This window comes from Photobacterium makurazakiensis, assembly GCF_050336715.1.
Classification (GTDB): domain Bacteria; phylum Pseudomonadota; class Gammaproteobacteria; order Enterobacterales; family Vibrionaceae; genus Photobacterium; species Photobacterium makurazakiensis.
This window is the reverse complement of record NZ_JAKJSJ010000009.1, coordinates 172,811-193,011: the sequence shown is the minus strand read 5'-3', so window position 1 is coordinate 193,011 and position 20,201 is coordinate 172,811. Positions and strand designations below refer to the sequence as shown.

The window sequence follows — 20,201 nt, the reverse complement described above, 5'->3', positions numbered from 1 at the left end:
TTTGGCGTTATGTGAATGAAGGCATGATAACGTGATGAAGTGTTGATAATTGACACGCGTAAAAGTGCCAAAGCTTTATTAAATAAGACTAGTATGTAAGATCATAAGAAAACCAATAAAAACAGAGGGAAGTATGTTACAGGTAGCAATGATCAGTACCGGAGAAGAAGTGCTGCACGGTGATATCACCGACACCAATGCCGCTTGGTTATCACGTGTGTTCTTTGAGCAGGGTTTTGCTATGACTCGGCGCACAACGGTAGGTGACCAACTTGAGATGCTGGCTAAAGAGATTGAGCACTGTAGCTTGACTGCCGATGTTGTGGTGGTGAATGGTGGACTAGGGCCAACAACGGATGACTTAACTGCCCAAGCTGCTGCAATTGCGGCTGATGTCGGTTTGGAGCTATCTGAATATTGGGTAGCTGAAATGATGGCTAAATATGCCAAGCTTAATCGAGTGATGCCTGAAACGAACCTCAAGCAAGCGATGCTGCCAGAAGGTGCTGAGCTGCTTGATAATCCAGTGGGAACGGCGTGTGGCTTTGCCATGCACCTAAACCGTGCTTGGATCTTTTTTACGCCGGGTGTACCAAGTGAATTTAAAGTAATGACCCATGAGCAAATTATCCCAAGGTTTATCGGCAGTTTCTCCAGCGATCAAGCGAAGGACTGTCATCGCTTATATACCTTTGGCCTATCAGAATCAGGCATAGGCCAGACGTTACAAAATATAGCATTACCTGATGGGTTTGAATTTGGCTACCGTTCATCATTACCGTTCATTGAGGTGAAGATTTTTTGCCCTCGAGAGCACGCTGAAGCCGATGCAATTAAAGAACAAGTAAGAGACTTACTTGGCGACAACATCGTTGGCATTGAGCAACCTTTGCTTGAGGAAGTTTCAAATCTGCTGACTAAAACCGAGTATTCGCTAACAATTGCAGAGCAAGCTACGGGTGGCTTTTTAACGAGCTGGGTGCATGATGCCCCAGAGATGAGAGCGCACATCCAGAAAGCATGGGTCTTGGGTGATGAAAAGACCGTTGAGCATACCCAAGATGAGCAGCTAGGGGCTGTGTTGGCCATTGCTGCCGCTGCGCGTGATAATGCCTGTAATGGCGAAAACATAACGGGAGGTGGCATTATTATGGCATCAGGGAAGCTGCATGATGGCCAAGTGGCTGTTGTTCTGTCGACCCCTGAAGGTGATTGGGCACAGGTGATCACTACTAAGCGTCAATATGCCAGCCGAGATTTCCGTTATGTTTTATCGACAGTTATGCTCGATATGCTGCGTCGCTGGCTATCAGGAAAAGACGTAATAGGTCAGTATGAATCGTTAACGCGAATAGATGAAGCGTATATTGTTAGCGAAAAGCAAAACGAAGGGTAGGCAAGACTAGCAAGGTAGAAGAAGAAGCCTTCTGATCAGACGGCTTTCTTAACTGTTTTATCTTGTACCTGTTGAGGTAGTTGATAGCTAAATTCAAGCGTGACATCTGCTTTGGGTATCGCAGAGCAAGCGAGAATTTCATTGGGCGCGATGAATGCCATACTGTCTTGTTGGGCGACAGCACCAGCAGTTAACTTGCAGCGACAAGCACCACACATACCATTACGGCATTGGTATTCTGGTTGAAAACCTGCATTTTCAAGTTGGTTGAGCAGAGGCTCACGGCTATTGCCGTGAACCTCGATACCATTAACGTTAATGGTGACTCGACTCATAGTTCGAAGTCGCCCAAATCATCGGCACTTACATCGTTGTCAATTTGGCCAACAAGGTAAGAGCTGATCTCTGCTTCTTGCGGGGCAACTTGGACATTGTCTGATGATAACCATGAATTTATCCACGGGATTGGGTTTTGAGTTGCCCCTGGGTAGGCATGCTCAAGACCCACAGCAGCCATACGTAGGTTAGAAATATATTCTACGTATTGGCACAAAATGTCTTTGTTTAGGCCGATCATCGAGCCATCTTTGAATAGGTATTCTGCCCATTCTTTCTCTTGCTCAGCAGCGTCACGGAAAATGTGGAAGCACTCATCCTTACATTCTTCTGCAATCTCAGCCATTTCAGGATCATCCTGACCAGTACGCAGCAAGTTGAGAATATGCTGAGTACCGGTTAGGTGCAGTGCTTCATCACGTGCGATAAGCTTAATGATTTTCGCATTACCTTCCATCAGTTCACGTTCAGCAAAAGCAAATGAACAAGCAAAGCTGACATAGAAGCGAATGGCTTCTAGGGCATTAACCGACATCATACAGAGGTACAGCTTTTTCTTTAGCTCACGAAGGCTAATGATGACTGTTTCACCGTTGATGGTATGAGTACCTTCGCCAAGACGATGGTAGTCATTCGTCGCTTGAATAAGCTCATCATAAAACTTTGAAATATCACCAGCACGTTTAGTGATTTGCTCGTTACCCACAATGTCGTCAAACACTGTTGCGGGATCATTCACGATATTACGAATGATATGAGTGTAAGAACGCGAGTGGATAGTTTCAGAGAACGACCAGGTTTCAATCCATGTCTCTAGTTCAGGAATAGAAACGATAGGCAGTAGCGCAACGTTAGGGCTACGTCCTTGAATTGAGTCGAGTAACGTCTGATATTTCAAGTTACTGATGAAAATATGGCGCTCATGATCTGGCAGATTGTTGTAATCAATACGGTCACCAGACACGTCGACTTCTTCTGGTCGCCAGAAAAAGCTAAGCTGCTTTTCAATCAGCTTTTCAAATATTTCAAATTTTTGTTGGTCATAACGGGCAACGTTGACAGGCTGGCCAAAGAACATTGGCTCTTTAAGTTGATCGTTATTAGTTTGACAGAAAGTGCTATATGCCATCTTATCCTCAACATGAATGGGAGCCGGAGCTCCCATTATTTTAAACTGGTTAAATCTTACAGCTTGTGCAGTCGTCTGCGCCTACATCGCCTTGGCTATCTGATGCACCATCACGGGTGTTGTGATAGTACAAGGTCTTCACGCCGAGTTTATACGCTGTAAGCAGGTCTTTTAGCAAGAGTTTCATCGGAACTTTACCACCCGGCTGGCTGCTTGGGTCGTAATTGGTGTTCGCAGAGATGGCTTGATCGATGAACTTTTGCATAATACCAACTAATTGTAAGTAGCCGTCATTGCTGCCAATGTTCCAAAGTAACTCATAGTTGTCTTTGTATTTGTTGTACTCAGGTACTACCTGCTTCAAAATGCCGTCTTTCGATGCCTTAACTGATACGAAGCCACGTGGTGGCTCAATACCGTTAGTCGCATTTGAAATTTGCGATGATGTTTCTGATGGCATAAGAGCAGATAAGGTAGAGTTACGAAGACCGTGCGTTTTAATTTCTTCACGCAATGTTTCCCAGTCGTAACGCAGTTCTGCAGAACAAACCTTGTCGATATCTTTTTTATAAGTATCGATAGGTAGAATACCTTGTGCATACGTTGTTTCATTGAATGCAGGGCAAGCACCTTGCTCTTTCGCCAAACCAACTGATGCCTTCAGCAAGTAGTATTGCATTGCTTCGAATGCTTCATGCGTTAGGTTATTAGCACTACCGTCAGAGTATCGAACACCGTGCTTCGCAAGGTAGTAAGCAAAGTTGATAACACCAACACCTAATGTTCGACGGTTCATGGTTGAACGGCGAGCTGCTGGCAGTGGGTAATCTTGGTAGTCAAGCAGAGCATCAAGTGCGCGTACTGTGAGATCCGAAAGTTCTTCTAGATCGTCAAGTGATTCAATCGCACCCAGGTTGAAGGCTGAAAGCGTACAAAGCGCAATCTCACCATTCTCGTCTTCAACATTGTTCAGTGGCTTGGTCGGCAATGCAATTTCAAGACACAGGTTTGACTGGCGAATTGGGGCAACGCTTGGGTCAAATGGGCTGTGTGTATTGCAGTGGTCAACGTTTTGAATGTAGATACGACCTGTTGAAGCTCGCTCTTGCATTAGCAAAGAGAACAGCTCAATGGCTTTAATGGTTTTACGTTTGATGCTTTCGTCTTGCTCATATTGTGTATATAAGCGCTCGAACTCTACTTGATCGGCAAAGAATGCATCGTATAGACCCGGAACATCTGATGGTGAGAACAGGCTGATGTTCTCGCCTTTGATTAGGCGGGTATACATGAGTTTGTTGATCTGTACACCGTAGTCCATATGACGAACACGGTTTTCTTCAACACCACGGTTATTCTTCAGTACTAGCAGTGATTCAACTTCACCATGCCAAATTGGGTAGAACAGCGTAGCAGCACCGCCACGAACACCACCTTGAGAACAACATTTAACCGCAGTTTGGAAGTACTTATAAAATGGGATACAACCAGTATGGAATGCTTCACCGCCGCGAATTTCTGAGCCTAATGCACGAATACGACCGGCATTGATACCAATACCTGCACGTTGAGATACGTAGCGAACAATAGAGCTTGCTGTTGCGTTGATTGAATCAAGGCTGTCGTCACATTCGATGAGTACACACGAGCTGAACTGACGTGTAGGAGTACGAACACCCGACATGATCGGCGTTGGAAGTGAAATTTGGAATTGAGACACCGCATCATAGAAACGCTTGATGTAGCTCATACGTGTATCTCGTGGATATTTGCCGAATAGGCAAGCCGCGATCATCATGTACAAGAACTGTGCACTTTCAAAAATTTCACCGCTAACACGGTTTTGTACGAGGTATTTACCTTCTAGCTGCTTAACGGCTGCATAAGAAAAGTTCATATCACGCCAATGGTCGATGTAAGTGTCCATCAACTCGAATTCTTCTTTGGAATAGTCTGCAAGTAAGTGCTGGTCATACTTACCTGTCTCTACCAAAGTGGTAACGTGCGTATAAAGTGCTGGTGGCTCGAATTGGCCATACGCTTTTTTACGTAAGTGGAAGATAGCAAGACGTGCCGCAAGATATTGATAATCTGGCGTTTCTTCTGAGATTAAATCAGCCGCTGCTTTAATGATGGTTTCGTGGATGTCTTCAGTCTTGATCCCTTCATAAAACTGAATATGTGATTTTAGTTCAACCTGTGAAACCGACACATTCTCTAGGCCTTCTGCGGCCCAGGTAATTACTCGGTGGATTTTATCCAGATCGATACTTTCTTTGCGTCCATCACGCTTGGTAACAGTGAGCTGTTGATTCATTTTTGGTCTTTTTCCCAGATAATCGTCTATAGCAGTGTTTTTTGAAACTTTAAGCAACCAGACTGGTAAAGAACGTGATCTTAACTCGATTTCTGTTTGCTGTTCCAAACACTATATATTGGGGTGTTGAGCTTATAAGGTTACAAGATAGTGATGATGTGGGGTTAATGCAAGGTGGTAATTTTTAACCGGCTGTGGATAACATGGGGATTCATAAAACAAAGTTAGTACCTACTAACCTATTTGCTCAAGTGTGACAATATCATAGAGAAATGCAAAAAAAATTTAGAAAATAAAAAAAGAGAATATAAAAAAAAAACTTGATTTTCACCCCTTATTCTACATGTTTAATGAGGGGTGTTTTTTTGGTTATTTATTGGCTAGTTAGCCCTGTAACTTCTATGCATTAATGAGGCTGATTAAGTCTTCTGGGTGCGCTAATATCGCTTCAGCTTGCCAGTCGGTTGGTGTATGTGCCTCACCGATATACCCCCAGCCTGCCACATAACCTTGCATGTTGGCGGCGTTCGCTGCAATCATATCTTTTTCTATATCACCGATATATATGCACTCTTCATGGTGTATGCCTAGTTTTTCACTGGCGTGAAGCAATGGCGCTGGGTGAGGCTTTGCCACGTTCAGAGTATCGCCGCAGATAACCGTTTGTGCTCGCATCAGCTCAGGAAAGAAAGGCAGCAGCATTTCGGTTAGAAATGTAGGCTTATTTGTCATGATCCCCCATGGAATTTTCTGTTGTTCTAGGTGAGACAATAGCTGAGGAATACCGTGATATAACGAAGTAGATACACAGATGTTCTGCTGGTAGTAATCGAGAAACTGTTGTCGAAGCTCGAGTGGGTTAAGATAGTCAGGAATTTGGCCAAAACCAGCAGTCAGTAAGCCTTTTGCTCCGTAGCTTGTATTTGCCTGTATTTGATGCTCTAAAAGAGGAGGCTGATCATAGTCGGCTAATACTTTATTGGCGGCTTCTGCCATATCAGGGGCGGTATCAAGCAAAGTGCCATCGAGATCAAATAGAACTGCTTTAATTGTTGTGGGCATAAGACGCATCCTTGTCATGCAATGAATAGGGGCATACTCAAAAGGCTTCAAAGTGCTGTGATTTAGAGACGTTACAACAGACCCCATACGTGATGCATGAGGGAATGAGCGAGCCTTTTAATGATATGAATAAGTGTAGTGCGAGGTAGGGGGGGTGTACAAGGGAGTCGGTTACTCCCTTGTTCAAATTGCTTAAGGCTTAACAGTATGTACGATGTAATTTACATCTACGTTCTTACCTAGCCAGTATTTATCCGTTAACGGGTTGTAGTGTAAACCGGTTATGTGGCGATCTTGCAATGGCGTTCGGTCGATCATTGAAAGTAGCTCGGATGGGCGGATAAACTTTTGATGGTCATGCGTACCTTTAGGTACAAGCTTAAGCAGTTGCTCTGCACCAACAATCGCAAAAAGGTAAGACTTGATATTACGGTTTAATGTAGAGAAAAACACATGCCCACCTGGTTTCACCATTTTTGCGCATGCCGCTATGACAGAGGCGGGATCTGGTACATGTTCTAGCATTTCCATGCAAGTAACCACATCGTAAGTCTCTGGATAGAGCTCAGCTTGCTCTTCTGCAGTGCGCTGGACATATTCTAATTTTGTTCCAGTCTCCAAAGCATGAAGTCTGGCAACTGTTAGGGGTTCTTTACCCATATCAAGGCCAGTTACATCGGCACCTTCAACCGCCATACTTTCAGCTAAAATGCCACCACCACAGCCAACGTCCAGTATCTTTTTGCCGAACAGGCCATCGGCATGATCAATAACAAAATTCAGACGAAGGGGGTTGATCTGGTGTAAAGGCTTAAATTCACCTTCAAGATCCCACCAACGGGAGGCCATTTCTTCGAATTTACTGATTTCTGCCGGATCGACATTCAACTGCTTGGTCATCTTCTGTAGCCATTGTCCATATAGGTACGGGCATTATAGCGAAGGAAGGTAGCAGATTGCGAGAGGTAAGGTTATTAAAATAAAGCGGGGAAGTTAAGGTTTTTATTCGGTGTTTAAAATAGGAGTTAGGGTCTGTCTCGCCTGTGACATCGACAGCTTTTATGGGGTGTAACAGACCCTTCTAAACAATCCTTGTTAGCATGTTTGATTACTCTACAGGATCAATCATTGCTAATTGCATCATATCAGCCTGCACTGCGCCAGTTGAAACAGTAACTGCGGCTAAAATGAGCATTAAAAGGTATTTTCCGCCGATAACACACATGCCGATTGTAGTGATTGCTTTGCCTAACATATTGACCTCACTTAAATGTACTATTTATGAAAACTAAGTTCTCGTCTTTTTCTAAAGCTGATTCTACGCTTGTTGCAGAAGCAAATATTGATAATGATCAGTTTTCTATTCAGCAAAGAGTCAGCATGTTGAGATAAGTGCATAAATAGTACCTGGGTCGTATTTTTACAATTGGTTGCAATTTGTGCAGATGTAAAACGATTAGAAAAACGCAGTTGAATGAAAAGTGAGCGGCTAGAGTTGTTTTTTTTAAATTTGCCTTTTAGCTTTTTCTTTATTTCGCTAAATTACTCACAACATAACGTGTGAAAGGTGTGCCTATTTAGGCTGAAATATGCTATATTTTCGCACCTTGCACGTATGGTACCCAACGTTATAGGTATCGCATTAAATAGGGCTTCCCTTATTAGCGATAGTTATGCTGTTTGGTATACGTATACGACAGAAATTACCTGAGGGATATTGGCTCCATGAGCGATCTTGCAAAAGAGATCACGCCCGTAAACATTGAAGAGGAGCTGAAAGGCTCATACCTCGACTACGCGATGTCAGTTATCGTTGGTCGTGCTCTTCCTGATGTGCGTGATGGCCTTAAGCCGGTACACCGTCGTGTTTTATTCGCGATGAATGTATTGGGCAATGACTGGAATAAAGCATATAAAAAATCTGCCCGTGTGGTTGGTGACGTAATCGGTAAATATCACCCACATGGTGATAGTGCGGTTTACGATACCATCGTACGTATGGCACAACCTTTCTCTCTTCGCTACATGTTAGTTGATGGTCAAGGTAACTTCGGTTCGATTGATGGCGACTCCGCCGCTGCAATGCGTTATACCGAAGTACGTATGTCGAAAATTGCCCACGAATTGCTGGCTGATCTAGATAAAGAAACGGTTGATTTTGTTCCTAACTATGATGGTACAGAACAAATTCCGGCGGTAATGCCAACTAGAATTCCGAACTTGTTAATTAACGGTTCATCGGGTATTGCAGTAGGTATGGCAACCAACATCCCACCCCATAATTTGGGTGAGGTGATTGACGGCTGTCTGGCTTATATCAATGATGAAAGCATCACCATTGATCAGCTAATGGAATACATTCCAGGCCCAGACTTCCCGACTGCAGCTATGATCAGCGGCCGTAAAGGCATTATTGACGCTTATCATACTGGCCGCGGTAAAGTTTACATGCGCTCTAAAGCGGATATCGAAGCTGACAGTAAGGGTAAAGAAACCATTATTGTTACCGAGATCCCGTATCAAGTGAACAAAGCTCGCTTGATTGAAAAGATCGCAGAGCTAGTAAAAGACAAGAAAGTTGAAGGCATCAGTGCCCTACGTGATGAGTCTGATAAAGACGGCATGCGTATTGTTATTGAATGTAAGCGTGATGCTGTGGGTGAGGTTGTACTAAATAACCTATATGCACAAACTCAGCTACAAACGACGTTCGGTATCAACATGGTGGCGCTGGATAACGGCCAGCCGAAGACATTCAACCTGAAAGAGATGTTGAAATGTTTCGTTAACCACCGTCGTGAAGTGGTTACTCGCCGTACTATTTACGAACTTCGTAAAGCGCGTGAACGTGCTCACCTTCTTGAAGGTTTAGCGCTGGCACTAGCCAATATCGATGAGATCATCGAACTGATCAAAAGTGCACCGACACCTGCTGAAGCAAAAGCGGGTTTAGTTGCTCGCGGTTGGGATCTTGGTAACGTTGCAACAATGCTAGAGCGTGCTGGTACCGATGCGGCTCGTCCTGAGTGGTTAGAAGACCATTATGGCATCCGTGACAACCAGTACTTCCTAACAGAGCAGCAAGCACAAGCAATTCTTGACCTACGTCTTCACAAGCTAACAGGTCTAGAGCACGAGAAAATTCTTGGTGAATACAAGACGCTGCTTGAAGAAATTGCTGAGCTAATGCACATTCTGGGTAGTTCAGAGCGCTTGATGGAAGTGATCCGTGAAGAGCTTGAAGCCGCAAAAGAACAGTTTAGCGATGTACGCCGTACAGAAATTACTGCCGCAAGCCACGATATCGATCTTGAAGATTTGATTACTCAAGAAGATGTTGTTGTAACGCTTTCTCACGAAGGTTATGTGAAGTATCAAGTACTGAGCGACTACGAAGCCCAACGTCGTGGTGGTAAAGGTAAAGCAGCAACGCGCATGAAAGATGAAGATTACATCGAGCGTCTGTTAGTTGCTAATACCCACGATACGATTCTGTGCTTCTCAAGCCGTGGCCGTATGTACTGGCTGAAGGTTTATCAACTACCGTTGGCAAGCCGAACAGCACGTGGTAAGCCTATCGTTAACATTCTTCCTCTAGAAGAAGGTGAACGTATTACTGCTATCTTGCCAGTGAAAGAATATGAAGCCGACAAGTTTGTCTTCATGGCAACAGCTGATGGTACAGTTAAGAAAACACCATTGACTGACTTTAGTCGTCCTCGTAGTGCCGGTATTATTGCCGTGAATCTGCGTGATGGTGATTCACTGATTGGTGTTGATGTTACCAATAGCACAGACCAAATTATGTTGTTCTCTGAAGCGGGTAAAGTGGTTCGCTTCTCGGAAGAGCAGGTACGTGGTATGGGTCGAACAGCTGCCGGTGTTCGTGGTATGAAGTTAGCGGAAGGCGACAAAGTCGTATCGTTAATTGTGCCGCACAACGAAGGTGATGTACTGACTGTAACTGAAAATGGTTACGGTAAGCGTACAGAGCTTGCAGAGTACCCAGCGAAGAGCCGTGCAACACAAGGTGTTGTATCAATCAAAGTATCTGACCGTAACGGTAGCGTTGTTGGTGCAGTACAGGTTGAAGATGGCGACGAGTTCATGATGATCACTAACGGTGGCACGCTGGTTCGTACCCGTGTTGCTGAAGTGAGTCGAGTGGGCCGTAACACGCAAGGCGTAACTTTGATCCGTACGACAGAAGGCGAACAAGTTGTTGGTCTTCAGCGTATCGATGAGCCTGAAGAAGTGCTTCTTGAAGATGCGGAAATTGCTGAAGGCGAAGTGGTTGAAGGTGAAGTAGCACCAACAACAGAACTGCCAGCAGTTGATACTGATGCAGAAGGTTCTTCTGAAGAAGAATAAGCATTGTAGTAGTTTGAACTAAATTGAGCGCAGCCACTAGGCTGCGCTTTTTTTTTCCTGTTAGAACGGAAATAAACAATTTATCAAGAAACCCTTTCCACCGCCGTCATAAAGGTGTAAAAACAAATACTTGATCGGTGTCACAATCAGGTTTTAAGATTTAAAACCCGTTTGGCCGCACTCTATTACACTTCCCCATGTTTACTAGCAGGAGCAGGTTTCTCGTCATGGACAAGGTTTTTAATTTTTGCGCTGGCCCGGCAATGATCCCGGCAGACGTTTTAAAAAAAGCACAACAAGAACTGATCAACTGGAATGATCACGGTACTTCTGTAATGGAAGTGAGCCACCGAGGTAAACCGTTCATTGAAGTTGCGCAGCAGTCAGAGCAAGATTTACGTGATTTAATGTCGATCCCTGATAATTATCATGTCCTGTTCTGCCATGGTGGCGCTCGTGCGCAGTTTGCAGCGATACCAATGAATATCTTAGGCGATAGTGACACCGCTGATTACATGCATGGTGGTTATTGGGCTGAGAGTGCAACGGCTGAGGCCAAGAAATACTGCACCCCAAATGCTGTTGATATTACTTGTAAGCGTGATGGTAAAGCCGCCATTTTGCCAGCCTCAGAATGGCCACTTTCTGACGATGCCGCTTATGTGCATTTTTGTCCCAATGAAACCATTGATGGTATTGAGATTCGCGATCTTCCTGAAACAGAGAAGCCAATCGTTGCTGATATGTCTTCAACTATTCTTTCTCGCGAGATCGATGTATCAAAATACGGTGTGATCTATGCGGGCGCTCAAAAGAATATCGGCCCTGCGGGTTTAACTATCGTGATTGTACGAGATGATCTGTTAGGTAAAGCGAAGTCTATTGTGCCAAGCATTTTAGATTATAGTGTACAGGCTGATAAAGAGTCGATGTTTAATACTCCGCCGACATTTGCTTGGTACTTGGCTGGTGAAGTGTTCAAATGGTTGAAGGACATTGGCGGCATCGCTGAAATGCAGCGACGTAATGAAGCTAAAGCGAAAGTTTTGTATGACTACATCGATCAATCCGACTTTTACCACAATGATGTTCATAACGAAAACCGCTCGTTGATGAATGTGCCGTTCCAGCTAAAAAATCCAGAATTGGATAGCCGATTCTTAGCGCAAGCAGACAGCACTGGTTTGAAGGCGTTAAAAGGACACCGAGCTGTCGGTGGGATGCGTGCTTCTATTTATAATGCGATGCCAATTGAAGGTGTGCACGCCTTAGTTGAATTTATGTCTAAGTTCGAACAAGAAAACGCGTAAAGCTTTCGCCCCTTATTGAGTGTTCGGCTTTAGCCATGGCATTTTAATTAGGGGCGGTTTGTCTTTCTATACGTTATTAAAAATCACCAATGTACTGAATTTTTCACCGTCGTCACCACTACGGTATGACCAGCCCATTCGCTCGCATATTCGCTCAACAATGACCAACCCGCAGCCATAACCCGCATTATATGTTTCGTTGCCGTCATGGCGATTAACGATGTTAAGTTGATTATCTGTAAGCCGAATATGGATATCCCCCACGCTATAGCTAAATGCATTTTTTATCAGGTTATTAATAACTATATTAATAAAACTTTCAGGTGCAAAAACTAAATAGGGTGAGTCGGTAATTAGATCATAACTAGCGTCTTGTTTTGCAAAGATAGGCGACATCGCATCAAGTTGTTGACGAAGGCTATGTTCCAGTTGGTAAGTACCAAAATGGTGAGCTTCAATGGTTTCTTTTCCTAGAAGCAGAAATGCTTCCGTCAACTCTCTCATTTCCTCACTGGCTTTTAGCAATCGGTAGATGGCTTTGGTTGCGATGGGCGGCTGGTTAGGGATTTTGCCAAGCAATTCCGCAGAGCCTTGTATCACCATAATTGGCGTTCGAAGTTCATGTGAGGCAAAGCGGCTAAAGTCATGCTCCCGCTGAAAATATTGCGCAATGTTTGTTTTGCTGTCATGCAAGGCCTGTTCAATTTCACGCGTTTCTTTATATTCTGTTTCGACCATGAAATCAGGTTGATCAGGTGGCATACTTCGGATTTTGTGCTCAATGGTTTCCAAAGGTCGAGATAAACTTTTGACGAAATACAGGCTATAAATGAGTACTGTTAGGCTGACTAATCCGCCTAAAGTAAAGGTCATGAAGTGTAGCCGAGCTTCATATTCATCGAGGTAGTCGTCTGCGTCATCTTGGAAAACAATATAAAACAGGCCATCGCCAGAAGGGTGGTCAGTTACAATGAAGTGTTTATCCTCTTTGCCCAGCAGGTGTTCATAAAACCCTGGCTCTTGGTAGCTTTTAAGCCATTCAGGTGGATTTTCTTTGCTCCAATAACTGTAGAACTCACTTTCATTAGGAAGTTGCGCCTCACTGCCAAATCGCTGGTAGTCGCGACTATATTGGCTCGCTTCAGTGTCTAACCAGTGATGAAGGCTGATAATTTCTAATTCATTTTCCGCGAGATAAATAGCAGACCAAAAGAGGGTGAACATGACCAAAGTAGGAAGGCCAAAACTCCAACGTATTTTCCGGTAAATACTCGGGTATGCTTTAGGCTTTGAGCCTATATCCTTGGCCATGAATGGTCTCTAGTCTTGATTCAACAAAGTCTTTGTCTATGGCGCTTCTTAGGCCGTAAACGTGGCTACGCAAAGCATCGCTACTCGGTGTCTCATCGCCCCAGATGGCATTAACAACTTCTTGTCTTGTTACGATAGCAGGGGCTCTTTTGACTAGAAGGGTAAGAATTTTAAATTGGATGCGACTAAGCTTCAGTTGTTTACCTGCTCTGAGTACCTCTCCTGTCGCTTGGTTAATGGCTAAATCAGCAAAGCAGATGAGTCCAATATCTTTTCGGCAACCCCGGCTGGCAAGGGCTTGTAACCGTAAAGACAACTCTTCCATGGCAAAGGGCTTAATGAGGTAGTCATCTCCTCCAGCCTGAAATGCCGCAACCTTATCCTCAAGGCTATCTTTAGCTGTTAAAAATAGGATAGGGGCATTACAGAAAACTTCTTCCCTCATTTTTCTAACGGCAGAAATTCCGTCAACCTTAGGCATCATAATATCCATAACAATGACATCGTAATAATTCTCTATTACTAATTGAATGGCGGCTAAGCCGTGATAAGCACAATCAATGGTGTACCCTTCTAATTCAAGATAGTCAGCAATGGTTTCAGCTACGTGGTGGTTATCTTCGACAATTAGCACTTTCATAAATTGATCTATGACTCCCTCAGCATTTCTTCACGTTTGCTTCACAGCGATAGCGATATGATATCGCCAGTTTTAAAATAAGCATGATTAATCATAGGAAAATTATGAAAAAAAGGGTACTAGCTACTGTTGTAGCAATGACACTAGTTGGCTGTGGTGGCGGTTCTGGAAACTCAACACCTGACACCAAAACAGGTCGTCTTGATGGTCAAGTCGCGAAAATTTCACATACTAACCAGACCATGACAGTTAACGGCTATTCACTGCGCAGTGAAGGTGCCCCTGTGACCTATCGCAATGGCGTGACATTGTCTTTTAATGATGTGGCGAATGGTATGCGTGTACAGGTTGATGCTGATGACAATCTGATCACGTCTATGAAGCTGGATCCTTCACTGACTGGCGAAGTAACAGCAATTAATGGCACCAGCTTTACAGTGAATGGCGTAGCCCTGACATTTTCAGACTTAGCTGGAATCAATATTGGTGACTGGGTGATGGTAACCACCTACCCATTGGCTGATGGCACTTTGGAAGTTGTATCAGTACAGAAAGTACCCGATCTCGGTTTTGTTGAAATTGAAGGGCCTGTTTCTCAGTTAGATAACGTAGCACAAACCTTCAAAATTGGCACAGTGACAGTCGATTTTAGCCGTGCTGATATCGATGATGACGATGAGCTCGCAAATAGCGCATGGGTTGAAGTGTATGGTGATATGCATGGCAATATGCTTGTCGCCACAGAAATTGATGTTGAAGATGACCGTGATTACGACGATACCGAAGTCGAAGGTGTGATTTCTTGGGTGAATAGTAATTTAACCCAAATCGAACTTAATGGTCGTTTACGCATTGAGGTTAACAATAATACTGAATTCGACGATGGTCGCCGAGAGGATCTCGCATCAGGTCGTTGGGTTGAGGTAGAGATGGTACATCGATCAAATCGCCTATTAGCAACTGAAATTGAATTTGAAGATGATGGTAATGGTGTATCAGGGAAAGAGTTTCAGGCTGTAGGTGAAGCTCGATACCAAAATGGTGTATTTAGCATTAATGGCATCGAGATTGAAATCAATAACAATACTGAATTAGATGATGGCTTAACCCACGATAATTTAGATACAAGCTGGGTGGAAGTTGAAGGTCGTTACATCCTAGACGGTAGTAATTCTGGTCGATATATTGCCATTGAGATAGAGCGTGAAGACCGTGATGATGATGAAATCGAGCTAGAAGGCTTCGTTAAAGCTGGTGCCATTTGGGGGTATTCAGCCAACGATAACTCGCTACAAAAGTATGAAGGCCGTTGGGTCGATCTAGATTGCGATTTTGACGGCACTTATTTATATCGCTGCGATGACTAATAACAATTGATACGAGGTATTTTTAAAGCGCCTACGGGCGCTTTTTTTATTCCAGCGAGCGACTAAAGAAGAATCCTCGGCAGATCACATTATTCAGTACTAGCGAACTGAGGCAGAATTCGCTAATCTGCTTGAACTGCGACCAAACAGGATTAAGAAATATCAGATGGAAAGTTTAACGTTACAGCCAATAAATAAGATTAATGGCACAGTGAACCTACCGGGTTCAAAGAGCGTATCAAATCGCGCACTTCTATTGGCTGCGTTAGCAAAAGGTACAACGCGTCTTACCAATTTGCTTGATAGTGACGATATTCGTCACATGCTAAATGCGCTTAGCCAATTGGGTGTGAGCTACCAATTATCGGAAGATAAAACAACGTGTGAAGTGATCGGTCTGGGTGCTGCATTTAAGCCAGAACAATCGCTAGAACTATTTTTAGGTAACGCGGGCACGGCAATGCGACCGTTAGCTGCTGCATTATGTTTGGGCAGTGGGGAGTTCGTATTAACGGGTGAACCGCGCATGAAAGAACGCCCAATTGGCCACCTTGTTGACGCTTTGCGTGGTGCTGGCGCTGAAATCACGTACTTGGAAAATGATAATTTCCCACCATTAAATATTAAGGGTACGGGACTTGCTGGTGGTGAGGTCGAAATTGATGGTTCTATCTCTAGCCAATTCCTAACGGCATTTTTGATGTCGGCGCCGATGGCGAAAGACGATACGATTATTCGCATCAAAGGAGACTTGGTCTCTAAGCCATACATAGATATTACGCTTCATATCATGGCGCAATTTGGTGTTGAGGTTGAAAACCGTGATTATCAAGAATTTGTGGTAAAAGGCGGCCAAACGTATCAAGCGCCGGGTGAGTTTTTGGTTGAAGGTGATGCGTCTTCGGCATCGTACTTCTTAGCTGCAGCTGCTATTAAAGGCGGTGAAGTGAAAGTAACCGGAATCGGCAAAAAGAGCATTCAAGGTGATATACAGTTTGCTGATGCGTTAGCGGCGATGGGCGCTGAAATTGAGTGGGGTGATGACTATGTTATCGCACGCCGTGATGAGCTTAACGCCGTAGATCTCGACTTTAACCATATTCCAGATGCCGCGATGACCATAGCAATGGCAGCATTGTTTGCCAAAGGCACAACATCTATCCGTAATGTGTATAACTGGCGCGTAAAAGAAACTGATCGCTTGTCTGCAATGGCGACAGAGCTGCGTAAAGTCGGTGCAGAAGTGGAAGAGGGTGAAGATTACATTACGATTGTACCGCCAACTCAACTACAACATGCCGCCATCGATACATATGATGACCACCGAATGGCGATGTGTTTTTCATTAGTCGCATTAAGTGACACGGCGGTCACAATTAATGACCCAAAATGCACATCGAAAACCTTCCCCGACTATTTTGATAAATTGGCTTTGCTAAGCCAATAAATTACAGCCCCCATAAACCCGCTTTCCAGCGGGTTTATTTTTTTATAAGAACGATGGCCATTACCAATTGGTATCATAATCATTTTCCCGTATAATATGCCCCCGTTTAAGAGTGCTAATACTCAGTTCCATCTGTCGGTTTAAGTTAGATGCAAGTTGGTATTCGTGCTTATATTTGAACAACTTCGGAGAGAATCTATGTCTACTCACGCTCCAGTAATCACTGTCGATGGGCCTAGTGGTGCAGGAAAAGGCACGCTGTGTATGCTATTGGCAGATAAACTGGGCTGGAAACTGCTTGATTCTGGTGCCATCTACCGCGTTTTGGCACTTGCTGCTATTCACCACGGTGTTGAATTAGAATCTGAAGACGCTTTGGTTCCGCTAGCGGCTCACTTAGATGTTCAATTCGTGGCTGAAGGTGAGTTAGTAAAGGTTATTCTCGAAGGCGAAGATGTTTCTGCTGAACTTCGCAAAGAAGAGACCGGTATGGCAGCATCGAAAGTTGCAGCCCTTCCGCGTGTACGAGAAGCACTATTACGCCGTCAACGTGCGTTTAGCGAAGCGCCGGGATTGGTGGCTGACGGTCGCGATATGGGGACAGTGGTATTTCCCCAGGCTGAAGTGAAGATTTTCCTTGATGCTAGCGCTGAAGAACGTGCTAATCGCCGCATGAACCAGTTGCAACAGAAAGGGTTAGATGTTAACTTTGGCCGCCTTTTGAAAGAAATTCAGGAACGTGACTACCGTGATCGCAATCGCGCGGTTGCTCCGTTACGTCCCGCAGACAATGCTTTGGTGCTAGACTCTACTGAGATGTCAATAGAGCAAGTAACGGCACAAGCCTTGGCTTTTATTGAAGAAAAATTATCTGCTGAGTGATCAGTATGATGGCGTCGGTGTCACGGAAGATAACTGACTTTACTACCAACCCCATGAGGTAGGATACCCATGGTTGTTAATCAATTTGAAGATTAAATAATGACTGAATCTTTTGCTCTACTCTTTGAAGAGTCTCTAAACGAAATCGAAACACGCCCAGGCGCTATCGTTAAAGGTACTGTTGTAGCTATCGAGAACGGTTACGTTCTTGTAGATGCAGGCCTTAAGTCTGAGTCTTCTATCCCAGTTGAAGAATTCAAGAACGCTGCTGGCGAACTTGAAATCGAAGTTGGTGCAGAAGTTGACGTAGCACTTGATGCTATCGAAGATGGTTTCGGTGAGACTAAACTTTCTCGTGAGAAAGCTAAGCGTCATGAAGCTTGGATCCAGCTTGAAAAAGCTTACGAAGATGCTGAAACTGTTGTTGGTATCATCAACGGTAAAGTTAAAGGCGGCTTCACAGTTGAACTTAACGGCATCCGTGCGTTCCTACCAGGTTCTCTAGTAGACGTTCGTCCAGTACGTGACACTGCTCACCTAGAAAACAAAGAGCTTGAGTTCAAAGTAATCAAGCTAGACCAGAAGCGTAACAACGTAGTTGTTTCTCGTCGCGCAGTTATCGAATCAGAAAACAGCGTTGAGCGTGATGAACTTCTTGCTTCTCTACAAGAAGGCATGGAAGTTAAAGGTATCGTTAAGAACCTTACTGACTACGGTGCGTTCGTTGACCTTGGCGGTGTTGATGGTCTTCTACACATCACTGACATGGCTTGGAAACGCGTTAAGCACCCATCTGAAATCGTTAATGTTGGCGACGAAATCAACGTTAAAGTTCTTAAGTTCGACCGTGAGCGTACTCGCGTATCACTAGGTCTTAAGCAACTAGGCGAAGATCCATGGGTAGCTATCGCTAAGCGTTACCCAGAGAGCACTAAGCTTTCTGGCCGTGTAACTAACCTAACTGACTACGGTTGCTTCGTTGAAATCGAAGAAGGCGTTGAAGGTCTAGTACACGTTTCTGAAATGGATTGGACTAACAAAAACATCCACCCATCGAAAGTTGTTAACGTTGGCGACGAAGTTGAAGTTATGGTTCTTGATATCGACGAAGAACGTCGTCGTATCAGCCTAGGTCTTAAGCAGTGTAAAGCTAACCCATGGCAGTCATTTGCAGAAATGCAAGCTAAGGGCGATCACGTAACTGGTAAGATCAAGTCTATCACTGACTTCGGTATCTTCATCGGTCTAGAAGGCGGCATCGACGGTCTTGTTCACCTATCTGACATTTCTTGGAATGTTTCAGGCGAAGACGCAGTTCGCGACTTCAAGAAAGGCGACGAAATCTCTGCTGTAGTTCTAGCTGTTGACGCTGAGCGCGAGCGCATCTCTCTAGGTGTTAAGCAGATCGAAGAAGACCCATTCAATGGCTACGTTGCAGTTAACAAGAAAGGTGCTCTAGTTACTGGTACTGTTACTGCTGTTGACGCTAAAGGCGCAACTGTTGAGCTAATTGAAGGTGTTGAAGGTTACCTACGTGCTTCTGAAGCATCTGTTGACCGTGTTGAAGACGCAACTCTAGTTCTTTCTGTTGGCGATTCTGTTGAAGCTAAATTCACAGGCGTTGATCGTAAGAACCGCGTAATCAACCTATCTGTTCGTGCTAAAGACGTAGCTGAAGAGCAAGAAGCAATGGCAACACTGAACAAGCAAGACGATGCTGGTTTCGGTAGCGCTATGGCTGACGCTTTCAAAGCGGCTAAAGGCGAATAATTGAGCGTAGGGAGAAAAAGCGTTTTAGCATTTTCTCCCTAAACGGTTATACTATTGAGAAACATACTAAAAACCGGAGTGTTTATGACAAAGTCTGAATTAATTGAAAGGCTATGTAGTCAACAAACACATCTTTCTGCCAAACAGGTAGAAGATGCAATCAAGGAAATCCTTGAGCACATGGCGACCACGCTTGCCGATGGCGATCGTATCGAAATCCGTGGCTTTGGTAGCTTCTCTCTGCATTACCGTGCTCCACGTGTAGGTCGCAATCCAAAAACGGGTGATAAAGTTGAGTTGGACGGCAAGTACGTTCCTCACTTCAAACCTGGGAAGGAATTACGTGATCGTGTTAACTTGGCACTTGCTAGTTAACCACGTTTAGAACAAAAAAACGGCATACTGATAGTATGCCGTTTTTTTATGTCTATTGATCATGGTCTGATGACTAAAAATCTTGCATAATCAGCCAATGCTATTTTGAAATTGCTAATGTGTGCTTCTAATTAAAATTTAAGCCTCATTGTATTTAGCTTCGTACTATCAATTTTTCGTTCAAGTGAGAAGGATTCACGATGAAGATACTTATTGTTCTTGTTTTGGTTGCCTGTTTCTTGGTTACTTTAGCGCTGGGTGCTCAAAACCAGCAGCTAGTGAATTTTGATTTTCTGATTGCTCAGGGTGAGTTTCAACTTTCAACATTATTAGGGATTGTCTTCGGTTCCGGGTTTGCGATTGGCTGGCTAATCTGTGGCATGCTATATCTCAAAACGCGTTTTACTAAAAATCGCCTAAGTAAAAAAGTTGAAAAGCAGCAGAAAGAAATTAATCAGCTTCGTGCAGAGCCTGTAAAGGAATAATGA

General features: G+C 44.1%; 17 protein-coding genes. 9 read left to right on the top strand and 8 right to left on the bottom strand.

Annotated elements, in window-relative coordinates:
* The first annotated feature begins 133 nt into the window (after positions 1–133).
* On the top strand, positions 134–1,396 hold the full coding sequence (locus tag L4D09_RS01190; protein ID WP_428455658.1) for a CinA family nicotinamide mononucleotide deamidase-related protein: 1,263 nt from the start codon (positions 134–136) through the stop codon (positions 1,394–1,396).
* A 35-nt stretch (positions 1,397–1,431) separates the two neighbouring features.
* On the opposite strand, the gene L4D09_RS01185 is transcribed toward L4D09_RS01190, so the two are convergent.
* The 6 genes from L4D09_RS01185 to L4D09_RS01160 all read right to left on the bottom strand — a co-directional run bounded on the left by L4D09_RS01185 (position 1,432) and on the right by L4D09_RS01160 (position 7,495).
* Positions 1,432–1,731 (bottom strand): 2Fe-2S iron-sulfur cluster-binding protein, encoded by a 300-nt coding sequence (locus L4D09_RS01185; protein WP_428455657.1) that lies wholly within the window; start codon positions 1,729–1,731, stop codon positions 1,432–1,434.
* A complete protein-coding gene (nrdB, locus tag L4D09_RS01180) occupies positions 1,728–2,861 on the bottom strand; it encodes a class Ia ribonucleoside-diphosphate reductase subunit beta (RefSeq protein WP_428455656.1) in 1,134 nt (377 codons plus the stop codon). Before nrdB ends, L4D09_RS01185 begins: the two co-directional genes overlap by 4 nt.
* 49 nt (positions 2,862–2,910) lie before the next feature.
* Positions 2,911–5,178 carry a class 1a ribonucleoside-diphosphate reductase subunit alpha gene (gene nrdA / locus L4D09_RS01175; RefSeq protein ID WP_428455655.1) on the bottom strand — a complete coding sequence of 756 codons (2,268 nt, stop codon included), beginning with the start codon at positions 5,176–5,178 and terminating at the stop codon, positions 2,911–2,913.
* 399 nt (positions 5,179–5,577) lie between these two features.
* Positions 5,578–6,240 (bottom strand): HAD family hydrolase, encoded by a 663-nt coding sequence (locus L4D09_RS01170; protein ID WP_428455654.1) that lies wholly within the window; start codon positions 6,238–6,240, stop codon positions 5,578–5,580.
* Positions 6,241–6,432: 192 nt separating this feature from the next.
* Positions 6,433–7,140, bottom strand: a complete 708-nt coding sequence (gene ubiG, locus L4D09_RS01165) for a bifunctional 2-polyprenyl-6-hydroxyphenol methylase/3-demethylubiquinol 3-O-methyltransferase UbiG (RefSeq protein ID WP_428455653.1) — start codon at positions 7,138–7,140, stop codon at positions 6,433–6,435.
* A 208-nt stretch (positions 7,141–7,348) separates the two neighbouring features.
* Positions 7,349–7,495 (bottom strand): hypothetical protein, encoded by a 147-nt coding sequence (locus L4D09_RS01160; protein ID WP_428455652.1) that lies wholly within the window; start codon positions 7,493–7,495, stop codon positions 7,349–7,351.
* A gap of 470 nt (positions 7,496–7,965) precedes the next feature.
* Between L4D09_RS01160 and gyrA the strand changes: the two genes are divergently transcribed.
* Both gyrA and serC read left to right on the top strand, forming a co-directional pair.
* Entirely contained in the window at positions 7,966–10,611 is a 2,646-nt protein-coding gene (gyrA, locus tag L4D09_RS01155) for a DNA topoisomerase (ATP-hydrolyzing) subunit A (protein WP_428455651.1), read from the top strand.
* A gap of 227 nt (positions 10,612–10,838) precedes the next feature.
* Positions 10,839–11,921 carry a 3-phosphoserine/phosphohydroxythreonine transaminase gene (gene serC / locus L4D09_RS01150; RefSeq protein ID WP_428455650.1) on the top strand — a complete coding sequence of 361 codons (1,083 nt, stop codon included), beginning with the start codon at positions 10,839–10,841 and terminating at the stop codon, positions 11,919–11,921.
* A 66-nt stretch (positions 11,922–11,987) separates the two neighbouring features.
* Here the strand turns inward: serC and L4D09_RS01145 are convergent, their stop codons facing one another.
* Positions 11,988–13,232 carry a sensor histidine kinase gene (locus L4D09_RS01145; RefSeq protein ID WP_428455649.1) on the bottom strand — a complete coding sequence of 415 codons (1,245 nt, stop codon included), beginning with the start codon at positions 13,230–13,232 and terminating at the stop codon, positions 11,988–11,990.
* A complete protein-coding gene (locus L4D09_RS01140; protein ID WP_428455648.1) occupies positions 13,204–13,872 on the bottom strand; it encodes a response regulator transcription factor in 669 nt (222 codons plus the stop codon). Before L4D09_RS01140 ends, L4D09_RS01145 begins: the two co-directional genes overlap by 29 nt.
* Before the next feature lie 104 nt (positions 13,873–13,976).
* On the opposite strand from L4D09_RS01140, the gene L4D09_RS01135 reads away from it, so the two are divergent.
* The 6 genes from L4D09_RS01135 to L4D09_RS01110 all read left to right on the top strand — a co-directional run bounded on the left by L4D09_RS01135 (position 13,977) and on the right by L4D09_RS01110 (position 20,198).
* Positions 13,977–15,239, top strand: coding sequence for a DUF5666 domain-containing protein (locus L4D09_RS01135; RefSeq protein WP_428455647.1), 1,263 nt, complete (start codon positions 13,977–13,979; stop codon positions 15,237–15,239).
* Positions 15,240–15,405: 166 nt separating this feature from the next.
* Positions 15,406–16,686, top strand: coding sequence for a 3-phosphoshikimate 1-carboxyvinyltransferase (gene aroA / locus L4D09_RS01130; RefSeq protein WP_428455646.1), 1,281 nt, complete (start codon positions 15,406–15,408; stop codon positions 16,684–16,686).
* A gap of 198 nt (positions 16,687–16,884) precedes the next feature.
* Entirely contained in the window at positions 16,885–17,568 is a 684-nt protein-coding gene (cmk, locus tag L4D09_RS01125; protein WP_428455645.1) for a (d)CMP kinase, read from the top strand.
* A 99-nt stretch (positions 17,569–17,667) separates the two neighbouring features.
* Entirely contained in the window at positions 17,668–19,338 is a 1,671-nt protein-coding gene (gene rpsA, locus L4D09_RS01120; RefSeq protein ID WP_428455644.1) for a 30S ribosomal protein S1, read from the top strand.
* A gap of 84 nt (positions 19,339–19,422) precedes the next feature.
* Positions 19,423–19,713: an integration host factor subunit beta gene (gene ihfB, locus L4D09_RS01115; protein ID WP_428448146.1), complete on the top strand. Its 291-nt coding sequence runs from the start codon at positions 19,423–19,425 to the stop codon at positions 19,711–19,713.
* A gap of 200 nt (positions 19,714–19,913) precedes the next feature.
* A complete protein-coding gene (locus L4D09_RS01110) occupies positions 19,914–20,198 on the top strand; it encodes a LapA family protein (protein ID WP_428455643.1) in 285 nt (94 codons plus the stop codon).
* Positions 20,199–20,201: the final 3 nt, after the last annotated feature.